This window comes from Bradyrhizobium paxllaeri (assembly GCF_001693515.2).
Lineage (GTDB): Bacteria > Pseudomonadota > Alphaproteobacteria > Rhizobiales > Xanthobacteraceae > Bradyrhizobium > Bradyrhizobium paxllaeri.
The window spans coordinates 1,358,460-1,384,874 of the sequence record NZ_CP042968.1 but is presented as its reverse complement, the minus strand read 5'-3'; the positions used below and the strand labels follow the sequence as shown (position 1 = coordinate 1,384,874).

Genomic DNA, 26,415 nt, shown 5'->3' with positions numbered 1-26,415 from the left:
CGTTGCGGGAAGGCGATCGAGGCCTTTGGCCGGCCCTCGGGCCTGATCAGCCATTCGAGGTTGCGTTGGACGCGAGCCACGAACGAACTGACGGAGATCACCATGGCTGCCGGTGTCAGCACTGCACAAGGACACAACTTCATCAGTCGAGCCCATGCGGACAGACGCGCATCAATGGCCATGACAACGCGGCGAGGCAAACGCAAGCAAACGTTTTCGCAGTCCATCGCAGGGGATCGGAAACTGGTCGGGAAGATCGCGAGGCAATTCAGGGGTCCGAAATCATCCGGCTATGGAGCGGCTAGCGAAAACCAGACCTCGTCGATTGAGTCGGCGACAGCAATCCCCAGCCACTACGAACGGCGTACCTCCGAGAAACCGCGCCAGCTTCGAGGGGGTTCAAGCGGTCCAAAACTAGGCGACCGGCTGCGCGCCGCAAAGGCGCGCGGCCGAAATTTTTGAAATCAGCCGGGGCCGCTATCGCGGCCCCGGCTGACATCTTCACTCGGCAGCCTCCGAATAGGCCTTGCCGCCTTCAACATCGGTCGGCGTTTCCACTGGTTCCGCAACAGGCTTGTCCGTTTGCAGCAGCGCGGGCAGCCAATCCGTTGGGGCCAGCAATTGTTCGGCCGCTTCCACCATTTCTAATTTCTTCATGTCGGTCATTCGCTCCGCTGCCTCGTCGCTCACGCCTGCCCGCACGGCCTCCAGAATGCGTGCCTTGGTGACGCGTCCGAGATAACTCCGCACGGTCGGCCGCCAATAGCCAGTCATATCAAGTGACACGGCTTCCGCCAGACGATCCGCGGTCGCAAGCGCGCGGGGCCTGCGATCCCATGGCAATCGCACGGCATTGACGGTGAGCGCAACACAATGCGCGAACAGCGCCAATCGGCTATCGTGATCCAATTCGGCCACGAATGCCCAGAGCTCCGTGACCTCGCGCGGCATCTGCCTTGCCCAATTGGCGTGACGATCTGCCCACGCCTTGCCGCTTGGGGTATCCGCGATCCCGTCAGCATGGCCCGCCAAGTCGGTCTTGAGCGGCTGGATGCCGACGATATGCGCGTCCGCCCCGAGATAGAAGATTTGCGCTGTCAGCGCGTGGGTCGCCGCAACGATGGCGACCTCCGGCTGCTCACTCAGATTGAGCCGAAGCCCCAAGGTACGATGCGCGGTAAGATCGCGGACAAGCGTGTCAGACAAGGGACGGTCTTCTTCCTCGTCGTCAGCCCCTTGTTCCCTTTCCCCCGGCTCGTCGGGTTGGTCCGGGTCACCATTGTCGTCATCCGGGCCCGATGTATCGCTAACTTCTTCGCTCTCGGCTTGGGGTTGTTCGTCCCCAGGGCGAATGAACCCGCGTTCAATCCTGACCGTGCCGTCATGGTTGAGGATAACGAACGCGCCGCCTCGCGCGATGTGGCCGGGATCGTAGGCCTGACGCTTTCTCTCCAGACGCTCGATCTCGGCTTCGAGTTCGCCGAACCGCGCATCCACATCTTCGGTGAGTTCCTCGGCCGTCCGGTGCTGTTCGGTGAGACGGTCAAACTCCGATTGTGCAGTTCCAAGCGCGGCCTGATCTTCCTCCGATAGTTCTACCGCATGCGGGTAGGTTCGCCGCATGCCATGGGCATGCGGAAAATCTAGATGGGCTTCGGTCCATTTCCAGCCCTCCGCTTCTCGCAAAGCATCTGCCGCACGCCCAAGCTTTGCGGTGACGAGAAGATCAAGCAGTGCGATGTCTTCCAGATAGCCGCCGCGATCCTCAGTGAAGAGATCGCGCAGCATGCTGCCGCCCGCTTCCACATATGCCTCGATCCCGACAAAGCGCGCGCGGCGATCGGTGGCGGGGACATGGGTTTCGGTGAGAAGGCGGCGGATGCTGCTGGCATCGCGGTTATAGGACAGCCGATCAAAGACGGCCTCTTGGCGAGCGTGGTCGGTGGTAATGGCAAAGGCCATCAACTGTTCAAGCGTCAGTTCACCATTGCGGTAGACCTGCATCAGTTTAGGAGAAACCGCGGCGAGCCGCAGACGCTGCCGCACCACATGGGGCGTGACGCCGAAACGGGCCGCGATTTCTTCCGCACCGAACCCGCGTTCATCAGCGAGTTTCTTGAAAGCCTCGAACTGGTCGGCAGGGTGCATGCTTTCGCGGGTGACGTTCTCGTCCAAACTGATCTCGTGCGGATCGTTGGCAGTATCGACGATGCATCGGATCGGCTCGGTCTTCTTGATTTCCTTTCGCTTCACCCGCAGAAGCTGGGCAAGCCGCCTGCCCTCGCCGATGGTCACGAAGTAAAATCCGGTCGCGGCTCCTTCCGCGTCCAGCTCCGGTTCAACGACCAGATTTTGCAGAATGCCCTTGGCGGCGATGCTCGCCGCATAGGCTTCAATCGCCGGCTCGCTATGCGGCGTCTTGCGCGCATTGTTCGGCGACTTCTTGAGCTTGTTGAGCGGAATGAAAATCCCGACTGCGCTATCGGGGCTGGCTTCAACGTGCTTGGCCGACATGATCGATCTCCTTTGCTTTCATGGGTGCAAGGCGCACTCCGCGCCTGCGCCCCTGCCCGTCGGCGAGACCGGGGGTAGCAAGTGCCAGGGCGACCCGTGCGGAGGGGGATCACCCGCCCTAACAGGGCCGCTCAAAGAGCGGGTCTGCACAAGCGACTGCCAAGAATTCGAGCGTAGGGGAGATCCGAGAAGCGCGGAAGACCGGGGAGACCGCTCGGGTCGGCGCCGGCGCTTGCCGGCGCTTCACCCTGGCGCGCGCGAGGGGCTGCGCCCCTTAGTCTCTCAGTGAAAAAAACGCACAGTGCGAGCCAGTTCGCCTATTGGCGACAAAACTATAGAGGCAGCCGCAGGAGCGTCAGCATAGCGCCGACGCGGGAACCGCGGCGGGACGCGGGACCGACTGCAGTCGCGAGACCGGTTAACAAGGCACCCGCCGAAGGGCAGTGATAGCGACGCCGGAATGAAATGACGGCGGGCCCCGAAGGCGAGTGCCTCCGGCGAGCGACCCATGATCGCGCGAGGGATCGAAGCCGAATGGCGTGCGCCGTTGTGGCGTGAAGAAGAAGGGAGTGTTCGAAAGAATGGGGCCTACTGGTTTGGCTCTTATCTGCCCGACTTACCGGTGTCGGAAACGACTGAGACCTCGAAAGAGGAACGGGACCAGAGCATGTCGGGAAACGTCTCGAAATCGGGCGCCGCAGCCCGGTGGAGAGCACAAGGTAAGGTGTGCATGGTGAAAGCTGTATTGCCTGAATCCCAGTTTCCAGTTGCCAAAGGGCTGGCCGTAGCGAACGCGGCTGACACGCTATGCCACGCGGGGCAGATCGCACCGGCCAGTGCGATCCGCCACCAGTCGGCGTGGGACGACCTCCGTCGGAGGGTCAAGGAAGCGAATGGGACACCTAAACACACCGTAACTCCCCACACACGCAACTACGGGATCGCCTGCAGCAGGTTCGTTCGCGAACCTGTATGGCGACGGAGCCGTCGTAGTACCCAGATGCCCGGCGTAATGGCCGGGACAGCCGCCGCGAGGCGGACGATCATGCGTATAAGGCCGAGTGACCGGTTCGAAAGCGCCTCCGATCGGGGGAAGGACGATGCCGCTAACAACGGCATGTGCAGTATGCGTAGAAGAGATTCTTCAACGGAGAGGTTCTGCTGATGCAGGCCGTTACCATCCAGAGGAGAATTGAATCACTTCCGACCTTGTCGCGGTCGGGCAAGCGGATCAATGGCCTTCACCGCCTGATGAGATCTCCATTTCTCTTCGAGCGGGCCTACGAAAAGGTCTCCCAAAATAAGGGAGCCTTGACGCCCGGTGTTGACGGCAAGACCTTCGACGGCATGTCGCTGGCGAAGCTCGCCGACCTCGCCTGTCGCGTGGCAGAGGGCACATATCGCTTCCGACCTGTCCGCCGGGTTTACATCCCGAAGGGCAACGGCAAGACACGACCGCTGGGAATTCCCACGGTGGAGGACCGACTCGTTCAGGAGGCGGTCAGGACCATCCTCGAGGCAATCTATGAACCTGTGTTCCTCGATGAGTCGCATGGGTTCCGTCCCAGGCGGTCCTGTCACACCGCGCTAAATCTCATCAAGAAGACTTGGACGGGTTGCAAGTGGCTGATCGAAGTGGATGTGCGTGGGTTCTTTGACAACATCGACCACGACGTCCTGCTCAGGCTTCTCAAGAAGCGGATCGATGATGACAGATTCATCGGTCTGATCGAAGGAATGCTGAAAGCGGGCTACATGGAAGATTGGGTCTATGGACGCACATACAGCGGTACACCACAGGGCGGAGTCGTATCGCCCTTGCTCGCCAACATCTATCTGCATGAGCTGGATCAGCACATGCAGACATTGAGGGCGGGATTCGATAGAGGCCGCGACCGACGCGCATTCCCGCCCTATGCGGCGTTGCAAAGGCGCGTCCTTGGCCTCCGCCGGAAGATTGAGCGGCTGCGCGCCAACGGCGCGGAACTGGCCGAGATCGATGCCGCGTTGGCAGAGATCAAAGTCATCAATAAGGAGAGACGGAAACTACCTTCCGTCAATCCCATGGACCCCAACTTCAAAAGACTCCGCTACTGTCGATACGCCGACGACTTCCTGATCGGCATCATCGGCAGCAAGGAGGAGGCTCGTGAGACAATGGCCTCTGTCGAACGATTCTTGACAGAGACGCTGAAGCTCGCGATCTCGCCCGAGAAGAGTGGGATTCAGGCCGCCTCAAAGGGAGTGACCTTCCTCGGCTACCGCATCGTGGCGTACACGTCCTACGGGGGTGGACGAAAGTCCAACCGCAAGGGACCGGCAGCACGGACATGGCGCGTTACGCGTCGACCGACTACCGGCAATGTTAGTCTGCGTGTGCCACGCAAGCGGATAACCGAGTTCTGCAAGCGGCATGGCTATGGCGACCTCGCCAGGAAGACCGGCCGTGCTCGTGAGCAGTTCTTGGTCACCAGCGACACCGCGACCGTGCTCGCCTATAACTCAGAGTTCCGTGGTTTTGCCAACTACTACTCGTTTGCCGATGACAACAAACGTGCCTTGGGACTGCTGGAGCTCGTTGTGTTCCGCAGCCTCATCAAGACGCTGGCGTTGCGCCATCGAACGACGAGGGCACAGATCATGGCCCGTCTGTGGAAAGGGTCGGATTACGAGGTGTCCTCCGTAGTCCGAGGTAAGCTTCGCACGATCAAACTGTGGAGACTGAAGCACCTCACGCGAACCTTTTGGATAAGTCAAGGAATTGACGATCTCACAAGAGGCGCGTGGTGGGTCATAAGCTCGAATGACCTAATCGACCGCCTGCATGCTCGCCGATGCGAAGCATGTGGCAGCACGACAGGACCATTCGAGATGCATCACCTCCGCCGCGTGCAAGACCTGCAGAGTGGGTCGCTGATAGTCTGGAAACGGTCCGGTTGGCGGCGCAAGACGATCGTCCTGTGCCCGTCGTGCCGGGTGGCCGTCTCCAATCGAGAGCATACGCATATGGAAAGCCGTGTGCATCGCAAAGGTGCCCGCACGGTTTGGGGGGAGGCGTAGGGACATCCTCCGCGGAGGTGTTCCACGCCTACCCTACCGAGACGCCGTGCGGCTCGGTTCACGAGAGCCCGGTGCGGCACTTGCCGCTCGCGCAAAAGGCACGTGCTCGTGTGCTCTTTCTGTCGTCATAGTCGTGAAGCGATTTCTCCGATGTGGGACTGGCCGGAGTTACCCGCAGGACAGGTCAATGCTTTCTGAACCGACCGTCGGGAACTGGTTTGCCGATTCGTGCTTTAGCTCCCTACAGGAGGATCAAATGGCACAACCAGCATGGAAGCGCTCCGGCTCGCCAATCGGCAAGAAGGGTCCGCGAAAGACAAACCCGAAATACAAGCGCCGCTCGCGTCAGCCGTGGAGCGACAAGGAAGTCAAGCAGCTTCGCTCGCTTGCGAAGGCGAACACGCCGACCGGCGTCATCAGCCTTAAGATGGAACGGCCACCAGCATCGATTGCCAGCAAGGCACAACGTGAGGGTATCTCGCTAAGGCCAACCAATCGCTCCCCTTACAATCGGCGCAAGACTACCAAGAAGGCGAGACGTTAATTTCGTGCTGACGGTCTTTCTTCAATGACCTCACTCACGTCAGGCTCTTCGAGGCCGTCAGCGCGAACACACTCACACGGCATCCCCGCTCCGCACTGACAGCCTAATTCTTTAGTCCATGGACGTTGGGGGTGGTTCTCGCACACCCAGCCAATACCGCGACAGACCTTGCAGTCGGGGTTGATCATGAGACGAGTTTGACCGGCTGACGTCGGTACGCATCGATTGCGCAGTTTGAAAGAACGAGCCTGCGTCGTTCTCCGCACCTCAACATTCCAATGAGTTCATCGAGCAGAAAATTCGCAGACCAATTGGGGTCCCTGAGTTCACCGGATTTCTCAAGGACACTCCAGGCAATCGCAAAGGACTGCTCTATTAGGTCAGTGTCGGTCATAGCCGGAAAACGGCCCCTCAACCGATATGTTCCTACGCAGTGGTTTCAGACCCGGGAGAACTCGAGCGTGGAGCGATCGCTCGGTAAGCTTCTGCTCCATCCCTACATTTCTGCTGCCTTCTCGTAGCAGATGACGTGAACCAACCCCGACCCTCTGAGTTATTTGATAGTCTGGAGGTGCGCATGTCGAACTTCGTAGTCCTGTTGGTTGAGGACGATGCGTTCCAGCGCGAGGCGGTGGCCGAACTTCTGAAGGATGAAGGATTCGAAGTGATCGAATGCACGACCGCAGAAGCTGCTGAATTGATCATCGCGTCAACCGGCACCGAGCTGCAAGCGCTCGTCACCGACCACAAACTAGCGGGTGCCATGTCAGGCGCAGCACTTGCTCAATATGCCCGCCGCCGGCACCCGCAGTTGAATATTGTCATCATGTCCGGCACGACCGTGCAGCCTATGCCGGTCGATACGACGTTCCTGCAAAAGCCTTTCGTTCCCGCGCGGCTGCTCGAAGCGGTTCGCGACTAAAAAGCGTGGGGGCCCCGCTCCAAGAGATCGCGAGCATACCCCACGCCTTCAGTCCGCCGCCAATTCCTTGCGGACAGCGGCGGCTGAATTTCCGACCTTGTCGATAACCTTCTGCAGTTCTTCCTTCGCGATGTTCAGATGCCTGGTCCAGTAATGGACCTCATGGTCCTGGTTCATATTGATTTTGCTGCGGCCAGGCTGCTCTCTCCTGGTCAGGCTATCCGCCATCAGGCTGTCCTCGCTACGCGCCGTCTCGAAATCCGGTCTGGTCCGTTAGATAGCGAAGCCCCTCGACTGCGAGTGCCTTTTCGTCAACGTCCAACCAAGCCAGATGCGCGGCCAGTCTTGCGCGGGTGGTTTGGACCTCCTCGGGAGTGAGGTTCGCGATCATCGTGAACGCCTGCATTACCCGATCAATAGCTGCCTGCATGTTGTTCCTCCTCTGCGACGCTCAACTCAGGAACAAACCATACGTTCCTAGGTTGGAACGCGCATTGGAGGACGTCATGGACCTGACACGTTGTTCGCACTGCGGGAAACGTATGGTCCCCATACCCAGCTGCAGCGGGCGCACCGAGCTAAAGTGCCTTCTCTGCGACAAGCTGGACCCAAGGGAGACACTGGCTGCAAAGCAATGGGCGGACAGCTCGCCAGCCCCGCCTATTTCCGAGACAGCCCCTTAAAGGAGCTTGCTCTTAAGAGGCCCTCGGAAGTGATGTCGCGGTACTCGATATCGGCGGCAAAAGTCGGCTCAACCCACGTAGCCTTGGGCTTCCGAATGGGTTTGGTGAGCTTTGATTTTGGACTGACCACGGCATCAAGCTGCTTGCGGATTTGGCTGGAGACCGTGCGGGACCAGCCGGTCCCGACCTTTCCCATGTAGACCAGTTCCTTGCCTTCGCGCCTGCCGAGATAGAGCGCGGCGACGCCGGTCGGATCCTTTATAAATCCAATGACGGGGAATTTCCCCTTCTGGACAGTCTTGATCTTGAGCCAGCTTTCACTGCGTTCTGATCGATACGGAGCGTCCGCTCGTTTGGAGATGATGCCTTCCCAATTGAGCTTGGCAGCGTGCTCAAACATCTCTTGCCCGTCACCGATCAGATGTTCGGAATAGAGAACCGGCAGCTCGACGCCATTTTCACCGAGCAGGTCGAGCAGCGCTTGCTTGCGCTCGATCTGTGGCAACTTACGGAGGTCCCCGTCGCGCCAGAGCAGGTCGAAGGCGTAATAAACCAGCCGGTCCTGTCTTCCCGCCGCGAGCTCTGCCTGCAATTCGGAAAAGTTCGTCCGGCCCTCGTGAACGACCACCACCTCTCCGTCGATGATGGCTTCGCCGGGGATGTCCAACGCGCCCGCGATTGTCGAGAAGCGTTTGGTCCAGTCGAGCCCGTTCCGGGTGTAGACCTTCTTGCGTCCCCGGTTGAGGTGAACCTGGACGCGGTAGCCATCGTATTTGATTTCGTGAAGCCATTGTTCGCCGTTCGGCGCCTTGGACTTCAACGTGGCTAGCTGGGGTTTAATGAACCCCGGCATGGTGTGGGTACGCTTTGGCAATAACTCAACTCACAAAAAAGCCCGCTGGAGGGCGAGCGGGCATTTTTGCTTATTTCCTTGGAATCTCGAACAATCAGGGGACGTGATCCTGCCTGCCACCACCAGCGCTGTAGGGTTTGTTGGGGAGGTACTCGCGATCGCCCAGTGCCTTTCCCGCGTCCCGCACCGCCAAAATGGCGGACTTCCGCCGCTAGCGCCTCGAGGAATGGCGAGGGGCATGGGTCCTCCTGAAAATACTTCAGGGGGTCATCACTTCCGGCCTCCCAGTCGGGACTATCGCGATTTCATCGACAAGATGGATACCCACTATCCTCGTTCTGGCGAACAGTATCGGCTTGATTCGATTGCGAGCGAGAGAAGGACGACGGCAGGGGCTGTAAAACGAAAAGAGGGCGCCCGGCCTCACTGAACTCCCAGCTCCTTGATCGCCTGAGCCGAAATATCCGCAGGATCACGCACCCCCGTCTGCCCGATCTCGATTATTTTCTTGGCGATCATCTCGGCTATCGGGTCGTTACGGTCGACAAGCCCAATGGTCCGCAGTGCTTGCTCATAGGCCGTCGTCAGGCGATTGATTTCCTCGGGCCCCATCGGCATGTTTTGCAGTAGGCGATAAATGGGCATCGTTCAGCCCCCTGGTCGGGAGCACAATCATACCCGTTCAAACCGAGGGCGGGAATAGGCCGATGCCTTGCTTCCTCTTGAGCAGGTCGGCCAAATCCGCCTCGAAAATCTGCTGCGTACGCTCGAAGCATTCGAGTAGATCGACGGAGGACCGGCTGTTGATGCGCGCAACAAGCTTGCGCTGGCGCTCAATGATGAGGCGACCGCTTTCGACGTGGCGTTGAGCCTGAGCGATCTTCTGGTCCAATGTCATCGAAGGCGACCCCCGGGTCTAGTTCCGGAAAGGGAACTGAACTCCCTTTTGCGTGTTGAGTCGAATTAAATCGAAGCTGGTGCCGCAGCCTCGTTTTGCTTTTAGGTCTAAATTCCTTGATAAAACCGAATAGTCCTCGCGAGCGGACTAGCGACACGTCGAAGCGGGACGACGGATCGTTGAAGGCGACGAAATCACGTTGCCTCCGGCTTAGCCGCGCCGGGAGCGGACGCACTGCTAGAGACGTTTGAATCGACGCTGGCGATCTTTGAGAGCGACCTAGTCCGCCTATTGAAACAATGAGATGCAAAAGGCGGTTGGACTGCGTGACCAAGCTTCCGATGTTTAGCTGAGTATCCGTATGGCGCGAAAGACCATCGCCGTGTCGGTGGAGAGCGATGAGGTACGGCTTAGTTTAATTCCACCCAGCCCTCACGCCCCGCGAAATCCCCGTCGCAGCAATCCGGCCAGCGCGCCGCTCAGGCTGGCTTCACTGGCGATGTTGCCGTGCGATGTGCTGAACAGCCGAACCACTAGCCGCTGATATTGTTCGGCCGTAGGCTCGAGACGCGCCACCACCGTCTCGCGGAATCGCGAGACCATGGATATGTCGGTCCATCCCAGCCCTTCCAGATGTATCTGGTAGCGCCAGCCCGCAAGCTCCAGCGCGTTTCCGGCCGGACCCGAAAAGCGCACCGAGGTCAGCGACACCGCCAGCAGGCGGCACGACAGAACTTTCCCTTCGCCGGCGAGCCAGGCGGCCTCGTCGGTTTCAAAACTATCGCCGGTGCGCGGCAGTTCGAAGCAGACGAGAAATGCGATGAAGGCGATTAGCATCGCGATGCCGGCCCACAGCAAGTTGAAGAAGTCGAGCGAAGAAATCTCGCCAGCCGCGTAGGGCGAGACGAACGCCCAGACGATGCTGGCGGCTGAACTCAGCGCGATCAGGCCAAAGATCGCGGCGAGCCTCCAATGCACGCGTGGCGTCGAGCGGTCGCCGCCCTTATCGGTGATATTGAACGGGCGGCCAAACGGCTTGACGATGGCGCTCAGCAGCGTCGCGGTCACCGCAAAGCAGGTGACGGCGTGGGTGGCCTCCATGAACAAGGGGAGCGTCCGCGCGCGCGAGATCCAGCCCATGTAGATGATCTGGCCGAGCAGCGCCGGCACGCCGTAGCGCAGGAAGGTGTGATAGTCGGCTTCGAAGGCGGGCAGGCCGCCGAACCAGTAGATCGTCGGCGCGATCAACAGCAGCACCATGAAGGGCTTGCAGAGCCAGTTCAGCACCCCGTGAAAATAATGCCAGCGCTGGGTGAAGCTGAAGCCGCGGCCGAACAGCGGGCCGTTGCGCAACAGCGCGACCTGGATGGTGCCGAGACACCAGCGCGCGCGCTGTGTGATGTATTCCGGGACGCCTTCGGCGGAAAGCCCAAAACTGAGCGGCTCGTTCAGCCAGGAGGTGCGGTAGCCGCGCGCAAGCATGGTGTAGGTGAGATTGATATCCTCCGAGATCGCTTGCTGCGGGAAGCCGCCGACCTCCTCGAGCCGGTCGCGACGAACAACAAAGGATGTGCCGACGCAGAACGCGCAGCCCCACCCATCCTTGGCCGGCTGGAAGATGTCGAAGAAAAAGCGTTGATCGTCGACCCAGTTCTTCTCCGCCAAGAGATTATGCTGGATCGGATCGGCATTGTAGTAGAATTGCGGCGTCTGCACGATCGCAACTTCCGCGTCGGACAATAGCAGGCCGACGGTGCGTTTCAAAAAATCCGCCCGGGGCGCAAAGTCGGCGTCGAGCACCAGAATGACCGGCGCGTTGCTCTCGCGCGCGGTCACGGCCAGCGCGTTATTGAGGTTACCGGCCTTGGCGCCCTTGTTGTCGGGCCGCGTCACATGCCTCGCGCCGACCCGGTCGCAGTACTCTCGCAGCCAGTCACGCCTGGTATCGTCGAGCACCCAGACCGTGGCGTTGGGATAATCGAGCGCCAGCGCGCTCAGGATTGATCGTTCGAGGATTTCGAGCGGCTCGTCATACGTGCAGATGAAGACATCGACAGCGGGGTAGTCATTATTCGCGGATAAAGCGCGCTGCGCCGCGTCGGCTTCCGAGCGACGATCGGTGCTGCGGAACAGGATCACGATCGACATCAGCGTGTACAGAATGGCCAACAGCTCGAACCCAATGAACAGCCGAGGCCAGAGGCTTTGAGCCGACAGCGCGAACGGCGGCAACGTATCGTTCCACCGCCACAGCGCATAAAGGATCAAAAAGCTTGCGGTCGTGACCCCGAACAGAATGCGATCGCGAGCGCGCAACGGGTCCAATAGCCGCGCCATCACCAGAAGGCCGATGAGGATTCCGATATCGATGGTCAGGATCGACAGGTCGTCGCCGGCAGTCGGGAACATCAGCGTATCCTTTCCCCGGTGAATGGATTCCAGCCCGTTTCGGCCAGTACGGCCCAGGCTGTCGCGCCGAGATGGGGGCGGCGATAGTAAAACAAGTCGGGCACGGTGCCGGTCGGGTCAATCGACAGTCCCGTCGTCAGTCGCGCCGCGCGCGACGCATTGAGCAGCCCCGAGCGGGTCTGATCGGTTTTCAGGCTGGCCAGCAGACGATGGCTTTGCGTCGCATCGCCGTTGATTCGGTAGGCCAGCGCCGCCTGCGCCGTGCCCTCGACCCAGACGCCATCGCGGTCGCCATTGAAGTCAAAACCGCCATCGACAGCGAGATGCGCCTGCGCGAAGCCCAACGCGCGTCGCCAGGCCGCGGGCGCATCGCTCACGGCCATCCAGGGCCAGAGCTGAACGTCGAGCGCGAGCACGCCTTCGTCGGCCATGCGGCCGTCGGGTTTGGTGCCCAGAAGGAATCGATCGCCCCGAAAGGCTCGATCGAGCAGTCGCCGTGCCTGCGCCGCCGCGTCGGCATATTTCTGTTCGCCGGTCAGGCGCAACAGCCAGTTCGCAACGGCGTGAACATCGACATTGTGTTCGGTCGACATCCAGGTCAACCTGACCTGCTGCGGATCGTAGCCGTGAAAGCCGCCACAAAAACCGTCGCCGCAGGCTGTCGCGGCGATGATCCAGTCGGTCAAATGCTTGGCGTCGGAAAGATACTGAGCATCGCTCGTCGCCTGATGCAGCGTCAGCAGCGCTAACGCCACCCACGCGACATTTCCGGTCGAGGTGCCTTCCTGCGCCGCATCCTCCGCCCAGATTTTGGCGCTTTCATCCCACCAGCCCGGTAGATTCGGAGCGCCCGCTCCTACGGGGCCGGCGCGATAGGCGTTGCGGATCCGGCCATCGTCAAAACTGCGGTCATGGCGGGCTGCCCGGCTCAGCGCGTTGCCGATCGGCTTGGCGTCCGACAGGTTTCCGCAGGCGATCAGCGCAATGACGGCAAGCGCGTTGTCGTAGACGAAGGCAGTGGTGGCGATGCCCGCAGGCAGGTTCGCTTCATCAGCGGCCGCTTCATAGCTGCGGATGAAGACCGCGTCCGCGCCGCGTGTGAGCGGCGTCACCGCCCGGTTCAGCCCGGCGCAGAAGCTGCTTGCCGTTTGCGCCTCCTCGCCCGCGGCCGGCCATGCGCCCATGATGGCTGCGCCTAAAGTCATCGCGATGGCAAGCTTCATTGCGACGCGAGCGCGCGGGCTCCGGGCTCCCGGTCTTCATCAGGTTTTTCCGCCTGCGGTCGCGGGGAATGGAAAGCGGCTTGCAGCCGGTCGAGACCGGCGCGTCGTGTATCCGAATCGAGCGGCGAGTTTTGGGCAGTGTCAGTGTGGAGACCCGCGTCGCGCGTCCAAGAAGCAACGAAGTGGCCGAGTCGGCGCCAGCTCACCGACATCGATGGCACCACGCCATTATCGCGCGTGACGGTTACCCATTGGCCGACCGGACAGGCCGGCACGCCCGATGTCGCCGCCTGCTGCGCCTGCGAGCCATTGCCGTCCGCGCCATCCGGCGTGATGATCGCGTAGAGTTCACGCCGCTCGGTCTGCGGAAAGGGAACGGCAAAGCGCTCGTCGGCCTTGTCGCTGGTCTTTGGCAATACGGCGCTGATGATCCCGGACCGGAACGAACTTCCGTCGATGCGGACGCGGGTGCCCGGCATCATGTTCTGTCCCTGCCGATAAGAGAAGATGGCGACCACAAAGCGTTTGTCGCAATCGACGATCGAACTGATGGTGTCGCCGGCATTGACATGACGTCCAGCCGCCGCGCCGATGGTCAGCACCTTGCCGCCGCCGCGAGAAAGAACGTCGGCGGCTGAAAGGCTCGCCAACCTACTCTGTTCGAGGTCGATCATACTTTCAAGGTCGGCAAGCACGGCGGACAGCTGCTTCTCCTCGATTTCCATCCGCTTGGCATCCAGCCCGATATCCCTGCGCTTCTGCGCGAGGTTATTGAGCGCAATCAGTTCGTCGCCCACATAGACGCCCCGGTTCAGGGCGCCAAGCTGCGCCTGCTTCTGGTTCAGTTTGGCCGTTTCCGCATCCGCATTATGTAAGGCCGCGTTGTATTGTTGCGCGGTCGGTCTGACCATCTCGATGCTCGCGGCAGCGCGCGTCACCATGTTGTTTTGTCGTTCCACCAAAGCCTTCTTCTCGCCGCTCATGGCGTTGGATTGGGCCACGCGCGCGCGCAGTTCCTCGATCTGCGACTGGAATTGCGCCCTGAGCTGGTCGGTCTGGCTCGCGAGTTCGGTGTCGAGGGAAGCAACGTAGGCGAGATCCGACTCGCGTTTTGCGCGCGTCGCATCGAGCTTCTGGCGCGCGTCGGAGGATTTTTCCTCAAGCGAAATCAGCGTGCTGCGGTCGAGCCTCGGATTTCTGATCTGCGCCAGCCGGTCGCCGTCGCGCACGTCGCTGCCAGGAAGCGCTGTCAGCGCATCGATTTCACCACTGATCGGCGCGGTAAGGAGTGTTACCGGGGCATTGACGACGGCGCGATCGGATTGGTCGGCAACTATCGGCGGTGCCACCGCCGTCACCATCAGGATCGACAACAATCCCGCCACCCCGACGGCGGAGACCCTCAGTATTGCTTGATGCTTCCGGGCAGTCGCACCGTTTGATCGATCAATCATCAGCTCTCCCTTGACTGGAGGTGCCCCGAAGAAGCGCTTCCCTGTTGATAGCTGCCGGTTCATGCCGGTTGCCTTGTGACTGCACTGCAAACAGAGCATCGCGCGTTTGGTTCAAGTTTCATTTGGGAAAAAGATGCAGAAATGATCGATGGGAACCGCACAATGAACTTGCGGGCTGCGATCTGCTTCACGCACAAGCGCGAAATCAGTACCCGGGCGCGATAGTTCATCGAGCCTCAGAAGCGTGCGCCCGCGACTTTCGGCCCTGCCAGGCAGCGCACGCGAAACCGAGGTGGACCGCTACGACTAAAATTGCATTGTTTTCCCGACATCGACGGAACGATGGGTTCTCCCCGGAGTCGATTCCAAGCCTCTGGCACTATGCCCTCCAAAGCCCCAGGCCAGAGGAAAACCTCCCAGGTTGGCGGTCCTGGCGCTAGTGCGGTAAGCGCTGGGGCCGCTTGGGACTCGCTGGATCGTGGAATGGCCCTGCACTTCAGCCGCGTTGCTCCCGCGACGGAGGAGCTGGAGATATGGAGCGCGAGCGAGCGCGGCTTCTCATTTGTGATAAGTTACGAGAATACCAGTGGCCCTGGACTTCACGGGCGGCCGGGCTATGTAGCTGCTTGGCGCCCCATCTACATTGCAGGCCTGCCATCAGGGTAGGTGGATCCCGTTTAAGACGTTGCCGAAGCCGAGGATGCCTGTAACGCCATGCTGGGGCATCTGACCAGATAGCTTTGAATGTGGCGTGGCGTCGCCTCAAAACCGCTGAGTGAGTCGCCCACCGAACAGACAAGCGGTATAGGTCTGTCACGATACCCGCGCGGCTCCGGGGTGAAATGTTCAAAAAATCATCATTTGATATGGAGGTCTCTCCGCTGAGGAGACACGCTGCTGACGCCCTGAGGCGCGCCCGCAAGCTGCCGGTCGGCCATGCGCGCAACGACCTAAGACAGCTGGCGGCCGGCTTGCTCTGGCTTGAAAAGCGCGACTGCGTCAAAGCCCGCGTCGTCGACGTCGCTACCCATCTGGAGAAACTGGAAGGCGCCGCACAACCTAGCGTGGTCGTGGTGGAACTCGCCGCAAGGCGGCCCGGCTAATAACGAATGTGGCTTCTATTTTGGCCTTGATCAAGCACGGCTCCAACGCGGCGATGGTTGAGGGCCTATGCTTGCGATCCGCGCCAGAACAGCCCCCCTCTGCGGCGCGTAGCCGTCCCTACTTAGGTGCCTTCAGCCCGGGCGAGGTGAGCCACTCATTCATGTGTGCGGAAATGTCCATTATACGCGCTCGTCTTAAGAGGGATTCACGCTCCGATCCCGGCGGCAATCGCTCTGCCTGATCTTTGAGATCCGCTACTAATTGCGCGATCCTATCTTCAAGAGGTGGACGGTTCAGTCTCTCCACTTGGGTCAACCGCTTCCTGGGATGCGCTTTGCTTTGAGTCTCCTCAATCATGCTAGGTCCTCCACGCTGGCATGGCCGCCTTCCACGGCTCTACAGAGCAAACTCACCCCGGCAATTCCAGTTTCGAATCCGGTACGGTCACTATCAGTTTATGACCGGCGAAGTGTCGGCCATCCGACAGAGCAACCAGCGCAACTTACTCAATTGATTATTGGCATGAATGTCGCCGCTTAGTGCCGGGTCAGCCAAGCCTAAGATTTTCGGCGGATTCTTTGCCGCGGTTTGCGACTACTTCGTAGCTAACCTTCGCGCCCTCATTCAGAGTGCTCAGTCCCGCCTTCTCGACAGCCGAGATATGGACGAACACATCTTTGCCGCCTGCGTCGGGCTGGATAAATCCATAGCCCTTTGTCGAATTAAACCACTTCACAGTGCCTATCGCCACAGTCGTTCTCTCCCAAGACATTGTAGATTTCTATCCCAAGGCAATCAGAGATCGAATGCAAGAGAGAAATCAGCCCGCCGGCCGTGAAGAATCGGAGGGCCGCTTATGCAAACTAAAAAGACGCAGGAAGGAAGTTTAATTCCAGATCCACGCACAGTAAGCCGCTTAGTATTCAGGACCGTTGGAGTCAGCTCGAAGTAGTTGTCCGATTTTCGATCAGAGACGTACGCCCACCGGTGTTGACATCCGCCTTGTGCTCCATCATCGCGACGCCCCACTGCAAATTGCGGACCAACTGCCGGACCTCACCGTTGGAGCTTTCGTAGAGTGATCTTCCGGTTCCAGGAGCTTGGGCCGGAAGAACCAAAATCGCGGGCAGACGTTGAATCCGCATGTCGGACGCTTTTCACTATTTCCGAGCTCATGCTGTCCGGGCCCTTTGCAAGGCTCGGGCGATGCCTGTCGGACGGATGAGGCATCTCCAGATCGTGGTGGGAAGGATCTATCATCTCCTGACGAAGGAGGCCGCGTACGGCCCGAACCTAGATCACATGGATGACTTTCGGGCGGCACAAAAGCTCGAAAAATCGCTCGATTGATAGGCGTTACGCTCACTCCGCCCGTGCACAGCCGGTTGCATCGTAACAGGCAAAATCATCGACCGGAGCACGGGACCAGCGAAGAATTGCGTCCGCCACGAGAAGAAGTCGCGGTGGGCCCGCAGGAGACGAATTGAGTGGCAGTCGCCGATACCCAAACGGTCGCAAGGCTGCTACGGGAGTATGCGCAGCGGACCGCATTGCGCGGCGGCAATCCATACCGTGCAAAGGCCTACTCACGCGCTGCGGACAGTCTTTCCGCACTTGCCGTCCCGCTCCACGTGCTGATCGAGGAAGATCGCCTCACCGAAATTCCGGGAGTGGGGGAAGCTATTGCCGACATCATCACAAAGCTTCATCGGACGAGCACGCATCCGAGTCTGGAGAAGCTCCGTAAGGAAATCCCAGTCGGCGTCCTAGAAGTGCTGACGGTACCAGGCCTGAGACCAGACAAAGTGCTCCGGCTCTACAAAGATCTCGGCATCACCTCCCTTGCCGAACTCGAGGCCGCCGCAAAGGAAGACCGTATCAAGAAGGCCAAAGGGCTGGGCGCCTCGCTGCAAGCCAGGATCCTGCAGAATTTGGCTATCGCGAAAAACGGCGTGGGGCGGCTGCATCTGCATCGCGCCGCCGCCCTGCTTGAACATGCGACGGCGTCTCTTCAAAAGGCGCGGCCCAATCTGAAGCATGTCACCATCGCTGGCGACTTCCGGCGCGGGTGCGAACTGGTGGGCGACCTCGCTCTTGTTGCAGAAGCGCCTGAAGTGGAGGACGCGCTTGCCGCCCTGGAGGGGGCGGGCTCACAGTCCATATCACGGACCGGAAGCACTTCGGCGCGACCCTGCTTCACGCGACCGGGTCAGCGGGACACCTTGAGCAGCTTCGGGCGCTCGCCGAAGATAAGGGCATGAAGCTTGAAGCGATAGGGCTAAGGAAGGGCCGGCGCCTGCTGGCTGCAACGGAAGAGGAAATTTATAGCGCGCTCGGCCTTCCATTTGTCGAGCCGGAGCTTCGCGAGGGCGCGGGCGAAATAGAGCGTGCGATAAAGGGCAAGCTGCCGAAATTGATCGCCGACCGCGACCTGCGCGGTATCCTGCATTGCCACACGGACGCCTCTGACGGCACCGAAACGCTCGAGGCAATGGCAAAAGCCACACGCAAACGCGGCTTCCAGTATTTCGGGGTGGCCGACCACTCGCAATCGGCGCATTACGCCGGCGGACTCTCGCTCGAGGAGATCGAGGCGCAGCACCGCGAAGCCGATCGGCTCAACAAGAGTTTCGGCAAGAAGTTCCGGATCCTCAAGGGCATCGAATCCGATATCTTGGCCGACGGCTCCTTGGACTACCCCGACGAAATTCTTAGTAGGTTCGACTTCGTCGTCGCGAGTATCCATGGTCGCTTCAAGCTCGACCGGGAAGCGCAAACGGCCCGCCTGCTCCGCGCGATCTCGAACCCACGCACCACGATCCTCGACCATATGACCGGACGCCAGCTAATGCGCCGTCCAGGCTACGACATCGATATCAAGAAGGTACTGCGCGCCTGCGCAAGGCACGGCGTGGCCGTAGAGATCAACGCCCACCCTTGGAGGCTCGATCTCGACTGGCGCTGGCATCAGGCTGCGCTCGACTTCGGTTGCATGTTAAGCGTCAATCCGGATGCCCACTCGATCGGAGAGCTCGACCATATGCACTGGGGCGTCGAGATGGCCCGCAAAGGCGGCGTACCAGCGGACCGGGTATTGAATGCCATGAGCCTGCCACAGCTCCTGAAGCATCTCAGGCGCCGGCGGTAAGGAATTACTCCCGCCGCATCCTGCCGAGGATCTATTATGACGGATTCCTGCCGACTATGGTCGAACTCAAGCAGCGTGCACCCGCGGCTTGCTAGGCGATTCTTTGTGATTGGCGTGCTTCGGCTGCTCCACCTGTTTGGCGAGCCGGCTCCGCAGTAAGGCGAGCACGGCGGCTTCCTCCGGCTTCAAATTTGCGACAGCGCTCCGAAGTTCGCTCTCGACTTGTGACTTGATCTCAAGGACCAGGTTTCCATCCATGTACGAGTTCAATACCTCCGGATGGATGTAGCACTTCCTGCAGATCGTCGGCGTGTTGCCGAGCCGCGCCGAGACGTTTTCGATTGCGCTGCGAAGATTGCGCTTGGCCTGAGCAGCGCTGTCGAAGCTCTGAAGTTCGCTCAGGGTCATGGCAGCCAGCACCGTTCCTGCCCAAGTCCGGAAATCCTTTGCGGTAATTTCTTTACCGGTAATTGCCTTGAGATACTCATTCACGTCGGTCGATGTGACATCCTGGCAATTGCCTTGTTCATCGATGTACTGAAGCAGTTCTTGTCCGGGGAGCTCCTGGCAGGCTTTGATGATCTTGGCGATGCGCCGGTCTCGTACGCGTAGCGACCATTGCTTACCCCCTTTACCCGTGAAGCGAATACGAACCTCGTTTCCCTCGACCGCCACGTGCCGGTTCTTCAACGTGGTCAGGCCATAGCTGTTATTCTGCTTGGCGTAATCGTCATTACCTACGCGGATCAACGTGGTTTCCAGGAGATGCACGACGGTTGCCAGAACTTTTTCGCGCGGCAGGCCGCGCAATGCCATGTGCTCGCGCACTGTTTCCCGAATGGAAGCAAGCGCGTTTGCAAACGCAACCACATGCTCATACTTTGTGCTTTCGCGCACTTCGCGGAAGCGGGCATGGTAGCGATATTGCTTGCGTCCCTTTGCGTCACGGCCGGTTGCTTGGACATGGCCGTCCGAGAACGGGCAGATCCACACGTCGGTCCAAGCGGGCGGGATCGCGAGTGCCCTGATCCGCTTCAGCGCGTCAGATCCGCTGAGCCTTGTGCCGTCGGGTCGTATGTAACTAAATCCTGTCCCTGCCTTCTTGCGCCGAATACCGGGACGTTCGTCTGATACGTATCTCAGGCCAGCGGATTCGGCGGCGTCCCGCGGGTCGACAATCGCCTGCGCGCTATCTGGTGGCTCGATCAGCAACACACCGCCTCCTGTCCAATGAACTTTTCTGATCGAGGAGGGTTCCTGTGAGGCCTTCAATGAGGCACAAGGGCCTAACGCCCTGGCGGGCGCCCTTCGAGCGAAGACCCGATACGATCAACCGGCTTTGCGATGGCGCGCGCTCCGCCTGCCTTGGCCCGTTTTTCCATTTCGGGTTCGGGAGGCAGGCTTTGTCGAGCGCTCGGCGGCGAGGCTTCGCCGGAGCGCATCCATGAGATTGACGACGTTCTCGCGTGAGGGCTTGACCGGAGGGGCCTGCGTTGGGCGTTTTGCCTTCTTCCTGCGCAGAATGCGCACGAGCGCCTTGCGGTAGTGATCCTCCAGCATAGCAGGATCGAAATCGGCTGACCTCGTTCGGATGATATGCTGCGCGAGCTTCATCATTTCGGGCGGCAACTTCATCTCGAGAATCTCGCTGAAATATTCCGACTCGTTTCGGACCTCGTTCGCGAAGCGTAGCGTTACGCCGCGAAGGCCGTGGCCCATCGGCTCGAGCAGAAACGGCCTCTCGCGCGAGGATAGCACTACGCGAGCCAGGCCGCTAACGGCCTCCCGGCTCATCGCATCTCGGATCACCGCAAAAGATTCCCGGCTAATTTCCTCGCGCGGCCCGACGTAGTACGGCTTCTCGAAATACCGCGCGTCGATCTGCCCGGCGGGAACGAAACGCTCGATTTCGATCGTGCGCGTGTTCTGCGGCCTTTGAATAGTAACCGATTCTCCTGCTCTTCATCATCATAGTCGGCGGCGTCTTCGGCGGGCTCACCACGAGGGATGGCGGGGACGATTGGCGCACTTTCACGCCGGGGCGGAGTGGCAACCTCCACCTCACCAGGCCCGCGGTGCTCGCGTCGAGCCTGCTCTAGGTCTCGATCTTCGACCAGCAGAAACTCGTTCTCGCCGACCTCATAGCCGCGCGCCGCTGCTTCTACGGCCTCTCCCGTAACGGAATCGACAAGTTTCTGTTTGATGCGATGGCCGGTTCGCCGGTTGACCTGCCGAAAGGAGATCCGCTCAGCCGCCGAGATTGCGGGATAGAGCGCGATGGGACACGAGACGAAGGACAGCTTCAGATAGCCCTTCCAGTAGGGTCGGGACGCCGGCACCAGAACGCAACAAGGTACAAGAGCCAAGCCGGGGGTATGGCCGCGCAGTCAACGGCCGTAAGGCACGGAAGTTTCAGGGGCGGCCTTATGTTGCACGCCTTTCGCAGGAACGCTGCGCTTCAGCAGGGCTCTGCTACCAAGGTCGATTTCCCGTGCTTGATGCTGGAGAATCCTTGCACTGCCGACTCACCTGCACGTGCATGTGCTGATTTCCGAGCGGATATGGTCAAGTCCTATAACCAACACCGGCCACGAACGGGTTGCGCGCTCAATCAACCAAGAATCTATTGTCCACGCCCATTCACCGGTGTCCGCTATGGCGAAAGCGGCTGGTTATCCTCGCGCCCGGCGCAACGCAGCTTGCAGTCGCGTCATCTCCTTCTCCCAACGCGCCTCTTCAGCCTGCGACTCTTCCTCGAGAGCCTGTAGCTTTGCTCGAATGCCTGCTGCTTTCTCTTCGTGCTTCCGGCGGGCTGTGTCCAAGGCGCCTTGTGCCTTGTCGATGGCATGCTGCCGTCGCTCGCGCTCCATCTCCCTGGCAGCCTCTTCCTTCGCACGTTCGCGCTCGCGGCGCTTGTGCTCCTTCTCGAAAGCGAGTGCGGCCTTCCGGTCAGTCGCCTGGTCATTGCCTCGTCTTGGGGGCTTCTGTGCACTGCGGCCCTGCGACTTGCGGCCTGACGTCTTCGAGCCGCGGTCGCTGGCGAGATCGGTGGGCAGTTCAGCGTGCTCCTTAAAAAGCCCACTCGAGCCGACTGGGCGTTTCAAAACGACGCCCGGCGCCGCCATCGTCGCTACGATTACGTCGGGATCCTCGCTTTGCTTCGCCGCGCCCTGGTGAAAAAGATTGCTGTCCGCGCCCCAGGCTTCCAAAGCCGCCTTCATCGAAGGCGCCGCTATCGCCAAGTCGAAAAAGCCTAATGATGTCTCGTAGGTCTTCAGCTTTTTCGCCATGCATACGCTCCGCAGCGGCCAGTTAGATCACGATATGATCGAAGTCCATGGCAATCCGGCAGTTTGGAAACGTCCTCTTCGCTTCCGCCAATAAGTCTGCATCGGTATAGCGACCGGAAATGTGAGTTAGGACGAGTTGCTTCACGTCGCACATAGCCGCAAGCGCGGCCGCTTCACGCGCGGTGAGATGTCCGTAGTCGCGCGCAATCGCCGCGTCGCGTTCCAGAAACGTGGCTTCGATGACCAGCACGTCCGCACCCCGAACCAAGTCGGCCAATCCCTAATGGTGCGCAGCTTCTCCGCAACGGCTGCGTCTTGGATTTCTTCCGCATAGCCGTGCCTTGCGATCAACTCCCACGTCTCTTCATGCGCCGATGACAGCAGACTAGCGACGTGACGATCAGCCCGTCGAAATTGAAGGTGTTGGATGACTTCGGCTTGAACTTTAGGGCTCGGGTCCGCCTTCGCGAGCTCTACCGCCAGATCTATTCCATCCAAGCCGCTCTCTCCGGCAATCAATGCCAGCAGATGCTCCCGCGTCTGCTCGGAGAGCGTAGCAACTCTTGCTTGAAGATCGGGACCCAGAACCCCCGGACGAAAGCGCGGCGCGCTGCGCAAAGTTGGAATTTGCGTCTGGCTATTGCTGTCCGAAGCTAAGGGCCAAATCTGCGGCGCGAAATCGGGCCTGCCGGTCATAATCATGAAACGCACCGCGCGATCCACTTTGCCCGGTTTGTGCCAACGCTCGGCGAACGCCATGATGTCCGCCTGCACGAGGTCCCAGGCCCCGGACGCAGCGCGATAGATCATCTCGGCCGCCAACATCGGATCAATGGGCAAGGCGAGGCGTATGGCGTGAGCCACGATTTCTGCGCCACCCTTCTCACGCGACAGGCGCTCCGTGGCGAACAAGACCGATTCTTCCCACGAAGGCTGATCAAGGATGGCAGCACGCAGCTGCACGCGGGCGCTCGAGTCACCGCTTACGGCAGCCCGCATAATTTCAACGACCCGGCCACTCGCATACCATTCCTGGAATTGCTGATGCTGAAATGCAATGCCCTCTCCCGAGCGCATCAATATGTGGTGACTCGTCAGCGCTTCTAAAATTGCGAGCGGCTGTAGCGGACCGGCAATCTGGCCTTGTTCTCGCAGCTTAGCAGCCGTCGCTGTGACGATCCGGCGTGCGTCGGGCTCAGACATGGTGGTAGAGCCAACAATATTGAGATGACTCGCCAGATCGGTCAGAATCTCCGTGTGGCATCCAAGTAGCACTGATCGCAGAGCGTCGGCGTGGTCGACTGCTCTCTCATGCTGCTCGACGAACAAGCGCAGCACGGCTTCCTTTGTGTCAGGCATTGCGCCTTGCGCGCCGCCCGTGAGCAAGGCAGAAAGGTACAGGGGCGTGGCGATCAGCGCGCGAACGCCGGGCGTCCGCCAAGCACTATCGACGATCATCTTTCCGGCTTCGCTAAAGAGTGCATCTGCGATCGCGATCTGCTGATCCACAGAGAGGGGTTCGATCTCGACGCGCGGCCCCGATATGGGAACGTCGAGCGCCTGTCGCCGCGTTGTCACGACGATGCGAACGTCCGGCCAATCGCGACGAATTTGCCCGATCTCTACACGCAAACGCTTGTGGGCCTCCGGTGCAAGCTCATTCCAACCGTCGAGCAAGAGCAATAGGCGTCCGCGTTGGGCGAGCGCGCTGATCTCGCCAGCGTCAATCGTCCGGAAAGCGGCACGGCGATGTAGGCTCTCAAGGAGCCCTGTTGATCCTGCGGACCAATCGCCCAGCCTAAAATAAAGCGGTACAATCGAAGGCGCTGTGAGCGCGTGTTCAGCTAGTTGCAAGAGGGTCGTGGTTTTGCCTGTGCCTGGGGACGCCACAATCGTTACCTCAGGCGCGACTTCGATCGCGAGTGGCAATCTTCCGATGCTGAAAGATGGCGCGGCGCTGTCTCCGTCAATTCTCAGCGTGAGCTCGACTGTGGCGCCAGACCACACTGGCCCGCGCTTGTGTGTCACGAGGTCCGCGCCAGCAGCGGAACGAATCTTCTGGAATACGATATCGAACGCGGCATCAACTGGTCGATCATCGGCGGAAATCGCTGCCTCAACCCGCGCTGGCTCCTCGGCAAGGACGGTAGCGGGGTTGAGAAGCTCGCGGAAAGCGCGTGCTTGGGTGTCATGTTTCCATTTGGTCAATTGCTCGACGGTAAACCGTTCAGGATCGGCGTCGACGAGCCTTCCGCAATTTTGGCAAAGCCACAGTCCGTTATCCTTGCTGCGTCGCGCTTCCGGCGTTTGGGCAGCGTTGTAGCGTGGGCCACCGGGAGACGCCGCGCAGATATGGGCCGCCACGCCGATGATGATCGTCCCGTCCTGGGCTGCATTGGCACCGACAGTCGGCCGCCGGCATTCAGGATTGGAGCAGCGATAGGCGACGCCCTTGGCAATCTCCGTAACGGTGCGTTTGGTGAAATCGTCGCGCACGTGCAACCCAAAATCCTAGGAATTGCCTCCAGGCCCCTGCCAAGAAATGACGAATCCTTTATAAAACCAATAACATAGAAAGCATGCCGCTGCACGCCGGTGCGTTTGCAGTTGTTTCTTGGCATGGTGTTCGGCAGAACCGATCATCTAACGTCGGATCATCAATGCCAAAAGTTCTTCCGAGCCAGATCGTAGACGCCATTGATGGCATGTTCGGCGCCAGCCGAAACGAAATTGATGCCGGCGCCGTCACCTATGTCCACCGTGCCGAGGTTCACGCGCTGCTCGGTCTTCTCGATCAAGTTCCAAGCGAACTGGTCGATCTGCCGGCGACGGACTATCTTGAATTGTCGCGCTGCCGCGCTGTCCTTGCGACGTCGCTTGCGCTCTGGAACGTCGGCGATACTCGGCCCGCGCGAGATATCGGTGGCAAGGATGCGGTGGAGCGCATCCGACGCCTGATGAAACAATGTCATGATGAATTACCTCCAACAGAACCTGAACTGCCCTTTATTTCTGATAGCGATATTCGCCTTGGCATTGAGGATCGCATTCGGGCCGCATGGACGGATTTCAATGCGCGAGAATGGATGGGCGCGACAGTCTTTGCGGGGGCAGCATTGGAGGCCCTTCTTCTCTGGGCGTTAAAACAAGTGTCGCTCACGAAACCGTCCAAACGGCCTCCTGATCAGCTGCATCTCGCCGACCTGATTAGCCTCGCTGCGTCAAATGGAGTGATCGACGCTGCAACCGAACAACAGGCGGGCCTTGCCAAGGACGCACGCAACCTTGTCCATCCTGGGCCTGCATTGCGGTCCGGCGAAGCTTGCAACAAAGCAACGGCACTGGCCGCTCTTGCCGCGGTTTACGGTCTGATTGAGCAACTTAAAAAGTTAGTGGTGTAGGGAGCTCTTAGAACGCTAGGTAATGAACTAGGTAATCTGCTTATGCAACAAAACGAAATGATTTCCCGTCTGGAGAGTTATGTAACTGCGCTTGAGGGGATTCTTTCGCGATTCCGTAAGACGCGCGGCAGCATTCATATCGATAGCGATGACGATGCTCGTTTCAGGCAGATTGTCTTGGAATTGCGAGATTTGTTTGATGACGAGTTCGTTGATGGCCATCGGCACTCTCAGCCACTTGTCGCTTATTTCAACGACAGCATCAGCAATTGGCTGAATTCGCCTTCCCATCATGGCGTCGAAAGCGTCAAGGGCGTTGTTGTCTCCGCCCTCACGCGTGTTCGCCGTAATTCGCTTGCTCTTAAGACAGCGACGCTTTCGGTAAAATCGTCAAAATCAATCGACCCGGAAATCATTTTCAGGCTAGCCGAGCGCCTACATCGGGTTGTGCGTCAACTAAGGGAACGTCGTGAAGGGCGTCCTACACTTGACGTCGCTGACGAATACGACGTGCAAGATCTTTTTCATGCTCTCCTAGCCATTCATTTCGATGATATTCGCCGAGAGGAATGGGTGCCATCATACGCCGGCCGAGCCTCAAGAATGGATTTCTTGCTGCCGGAGATTGAAGGGGTCGTCGAAATAAAAATGACGCGCCCAGGTCTGACAACGAAGCAGCTCGGTGAGCAGCTCATCATCGACATCGCCAAATACAAGAGACATCCAGCATGCCGGACGCTGTTCTGCGTGGTGTACGACCCTGAAGGACGTATTACGAATCCTCGAGGTGTTGAGAACGACCTCAAGGACGAAAGCGATCAGATGTCCACGTATGTCATAATCGTGCCGCGGAATGCGTAGGTATATTATCTAGTAATTTCAATATATGATACATATCCTTGTGTAATGTCT

Annotated in this window: 19 protein-coding genes and 3 pseudogenes; 7 read left to right on the top strand and 15 right to left on the bottom strand. The window is 59.6% G+C overall.

The window, feature by feature from the left end; genetic code table 11:
• Nucleotides 1-501 precede the first annotated feature (501 nt).
• The gene (locus LMTR21_RS06505; protein WP_065755783.1) at nucleotides 502-2,514 is read right to left on the bottom strand and encodes a ParB/RepB/Spo0J family partition protein; all 2,013 of its coding nucleotides are present in this window, start codon (nucleotides 2,512-2,514) and stop codon (nucleotides 502-504) included.
• 1,164 nt (nucleotides 2,515-3,678) lie between these two features.
• Between LMTR21_RS06505 and ltrA the strand changes: the two genes are divergently transcribed.
• The 3 genes from ltrA (at nucleotide 3,679) to LMTR21_RS06480 (ending at nucleotide 7,040) form a co-directional block, all read left to right on the top strand.
• On the top strand, nucleotides 3,679-5,574 hold the full coding sequence (ltrA, locus tag LMTR21_RS06500) for a group II intron reverse transcriptase/maturase (protein WP_065755781.1): 1,896 nt from the start codon (nucleotides 3,679-3,681) through the stop codon (nucleotides 5,572-5,574).
• Between the two features lie 187 nt (nucleotides 5,575-5,761).
• A complete protein-coding gene (locus LMTR21_RS06495; protein WP_246175313.1) occupies nucleotides 5,762-6,118 on the top strand; it encodes a hypothetical protein in 357 nt (118 codons plus the stop codon).
• Nucleotides 6,119-6,695: 577 nt separating this feature from the next.
• A complete protein-coding gene (locus LMTR21_RS06480; RefSeq protein ID WP_065755888.1) occupies nucleotides 6,696-7,040 on the top strand; it encodes a response regulator in 345 nt (114 codons plus the stop codon).
• Between the two features lie 48 nt (nucleotides 7,041-7,088).
• On the opposite strand, the gene LMTR21_RS06475 is transcribed toward LMTR21_RS06480, so the two are convergent.
• The 8 genes from LMTR21_RS06475 to LMTR21_RS06440 form a co-directional block, all read right to left on the bottom strand.
• Nucleotides 7,089-7,268: a DUF3606 domain-containing protein gene (locus tag LMTR21_RS06475; protein ID WP_065755779.1), complete on the bottom strand. Its 180-nt coding sequence runs from the start codon at nucleotides 7,266-7,268 to the stop codon at nucleotides 7,089-7,091.
• Between the two features lie 13 nt (nucleotides 7,269-7,281).
• Nucleotides 7,282-7,470 carry a hypothetical protein gene (locus LMTR21_RS06470; protein WP_065755778.1) on the bottom strand — a complete coding sequence of 63 codons (189 nt, stop codon included), beginning with the start codon at nucleotides 7,468-7,470 and terminating at the stop codon, nucleotides 7,282-7,284.
• Between the two features lie 230 nt (nucleotides 7,471-7,700).
• Entirely contained in the window at nucleotides 7,701-8,597 is an 897-nt protein-coding gene (ligD, locus tag LMTR21_RS06465) for a non-homologous end-joining DNA ligase (protein WP_488225951.1), read from the bottom strand.
• A 402-nt stretch (nucleotides 8,598-8,999) separates the two neighbouring features.
• Nucleotides 9,000-9,221: a hypothetical protein gene (locus LMTR21_RS06460; RefSeq protein ID WP_065755776.1), complete on the bottom strand. Its 222-nt coding sequence runs from the start codon at nucleotides 9,219-9,221 to the stop codon at nucleotides 9,000-9,002.
• Between the two features lie 37 nt (nucleotides 9,222-9,258).
• Nucleotides 9,259-9,474: a hypothetical protein gene (locus LMTR21_RS06455; RefSeq protein WP_065755775.1), complete on the bottom strand. Its 216-nt coding sequence runs from the start codon at nucleotides 9,472-9,474 to the stop codon at nucleotides 9,259-9,261.
• Nucleotides 9,475-9,906: 432 nt separating this feature from the next.
• The gene (locus tag LMTR21_RS06450; protein WP_065755774.1) at nucleotides 9,907-11,883 is read right to left on the bottom strand and encodes a glycosyltransferase family 2 protein; all 1,977 of its coding nucleotides are present in this window, start codon (nucleotides 11,881-11,883) and stop codon (nucleotides 9,907-9,909) included.
• The gene (locus LMTR21_RS06445) at nucleotides 11,883-13,106 is read right to left on the bottom strand and encodes a YyaL domain-containing protein (protein ID WP_065755773.1); all 1,224 of its coding nucleotides are present in this window, start codon (nucleotides 13,104-13,106) and stop codon (nucleotides 11,883-11,885) included. Before LMTR21_RS06445 ends, LMTR21_RS06450 begins: the two co-directional genes overlap by 1 nt.
• Complete coding sequence (locus LMTR21_RS06440) at nucleotides 13,103-14,560, bottom strand: HlyD family secretion protein (protein ID WP_246175298.1); 1,458 nt, start codon at nucleotides 14,558-14,560, stop codon at nucleotides 13,103-13,105. The genes LMTR21_RS06445 and LMTR21_RS06440 overlap by 4 nt, the downstream gene beginning before the upstream one ends.
• Before the next feature lie 842 nt (nucleotides 14,561-15,402).
• Between LMTR21_RS06440 and LMTR21_RS06430 the strand changes: the two genes are divergently transcribed.
• Nucleotides 15,403-15,663, top strand: coding sequence for a hypothetical protein (locus tag LMTR21_RS06430; RefSeq protein WP_141688573.1), 261 nt, complete (start codon nucleotides 15,403-15,405; stop codon nucleotides 15,661-15,663).
• Between the two features lie 548 nt (nucleotides 15,664-16,211).
• Here LMTR21_RS06430 and LMTR21_RS06420 read toward each other — a convergent pair.
• Nucleotides 16,212-16,415, bottom strand: coding sequence for a cold-shock protein (locus LMTR21_RS06420; RefSeq protein WP_065755887.1), 204 nt, complete (start codon nucleotides 16,413-16,415; stop codon nucleotides 16,212-16,214).
• 736 nt (nucleotides 16,416-17,151) lie between these two features.
• Between LMTR21_RS06420 and LMTR21_RS41740 the strand changes: the two are divergent.
• Nucleotides 17,152-18,812 (top strand): annotated as a pseudogene (locus LMTR21_RS41740) (DNA polymerase/3'-5' exonuclease PolX).
• A 66-nt stretch (nucleotides 18,813-18,878) separates the two neighbouring features.
• Here the strand turns inward: LMTR21_RS41740 and LMTR21_RS06405 are convergent.
• From LMTR21_RS06405 to LMTR21_RS06385, 5 genes and pseudogenes are all read right to left on the bottom strand, one after another.
• Nucleotides 18,879-20,021 (bottom strand): DNA topoisomerase IB, encoded by a 1,143-nt coding sequence (locus LMTR21_RS06405; protein WP_065755886.1) that lies wholly within the window; start codon nucleotides 20,019-20,021, stop codon nucleotides 18,879-18,881.
• A 120-nt stretch (nucleotides 20,022-20,141) separates the two neighbouring features.
• Nucleotides 20,142-20,753, bottom strand: a complete 612-nt coding sequence (gene ku / locus LMTR21_RS42155) for a non-homologous end joining protein Ku (RefSeq protein ID WP_084030906.1) — start codon at nucleotides 20,751-20,753, stop codon at nucleotides 20,142-20,144.
• 200 nt (nucleotides 20,754-20,953) lie between these two features.
• Nucleotides 20,954-21,151, bottom strand: a pseudogene (locus LMTR21_RS42150) (Ku protein); the annotation flags it as partial.
• A 333-nt stretch (nucleotides 21,152-21,484) separates the two neighbouring features.
• Complete coding sequence (locus LMTR21_RS06390) at nucleotides 21,485-22,102, bottom strand: cell envelope biogenesis protein TolA (RefSeq protein WP_065755767.1); 618 nt, start codon at nucleotides 22,100-22,102, stop codon at nucleotides 21,485-21,487.
• Nucleotides 22,103-22,124: 22 nt separating this feature from the next.
• Nucleotides 22,125-22,382 (bottom strand): annotated as a pseudogene (locus LMTR21_RS06385) (MBL fold metallo-hydrolase); the annotation flags it as partial.
• 2,380 nt (nucleotides 22,383-24,762) lie between these two features.
• Here LMTR21_RS06385 and LMTR21_RS06380 point away from each other — a divergent pair.
• On the top strand, nucleotides 24,763-25,503 hold the full coding sequence (locus LMTR21_RS06380) for a hypothetical protein (RefSeq protein ID WP_141688572.1): 741 nt from the start codon (nucleotides 24,763-24,765) through the stop codon (nucleotides 25,501-25,503).
• 42 nt (nucleotides 25,504-25,545) lie between these two features.
• Nucleotides 25,546-26,364: a PD-(D/E)XK nuclease domain-containing protein gene (locus LMTR21_RS39930; protein WP_210250563.1), complete on the top strand. Its 819-nt coding sequence runs from the start codon at nucleotides 25,546-25,548 to the stop codon at nucleotides 26,362-26,364.
• Nucleotides 26,365-26,415: the final 51 nt, after the last annotated feature.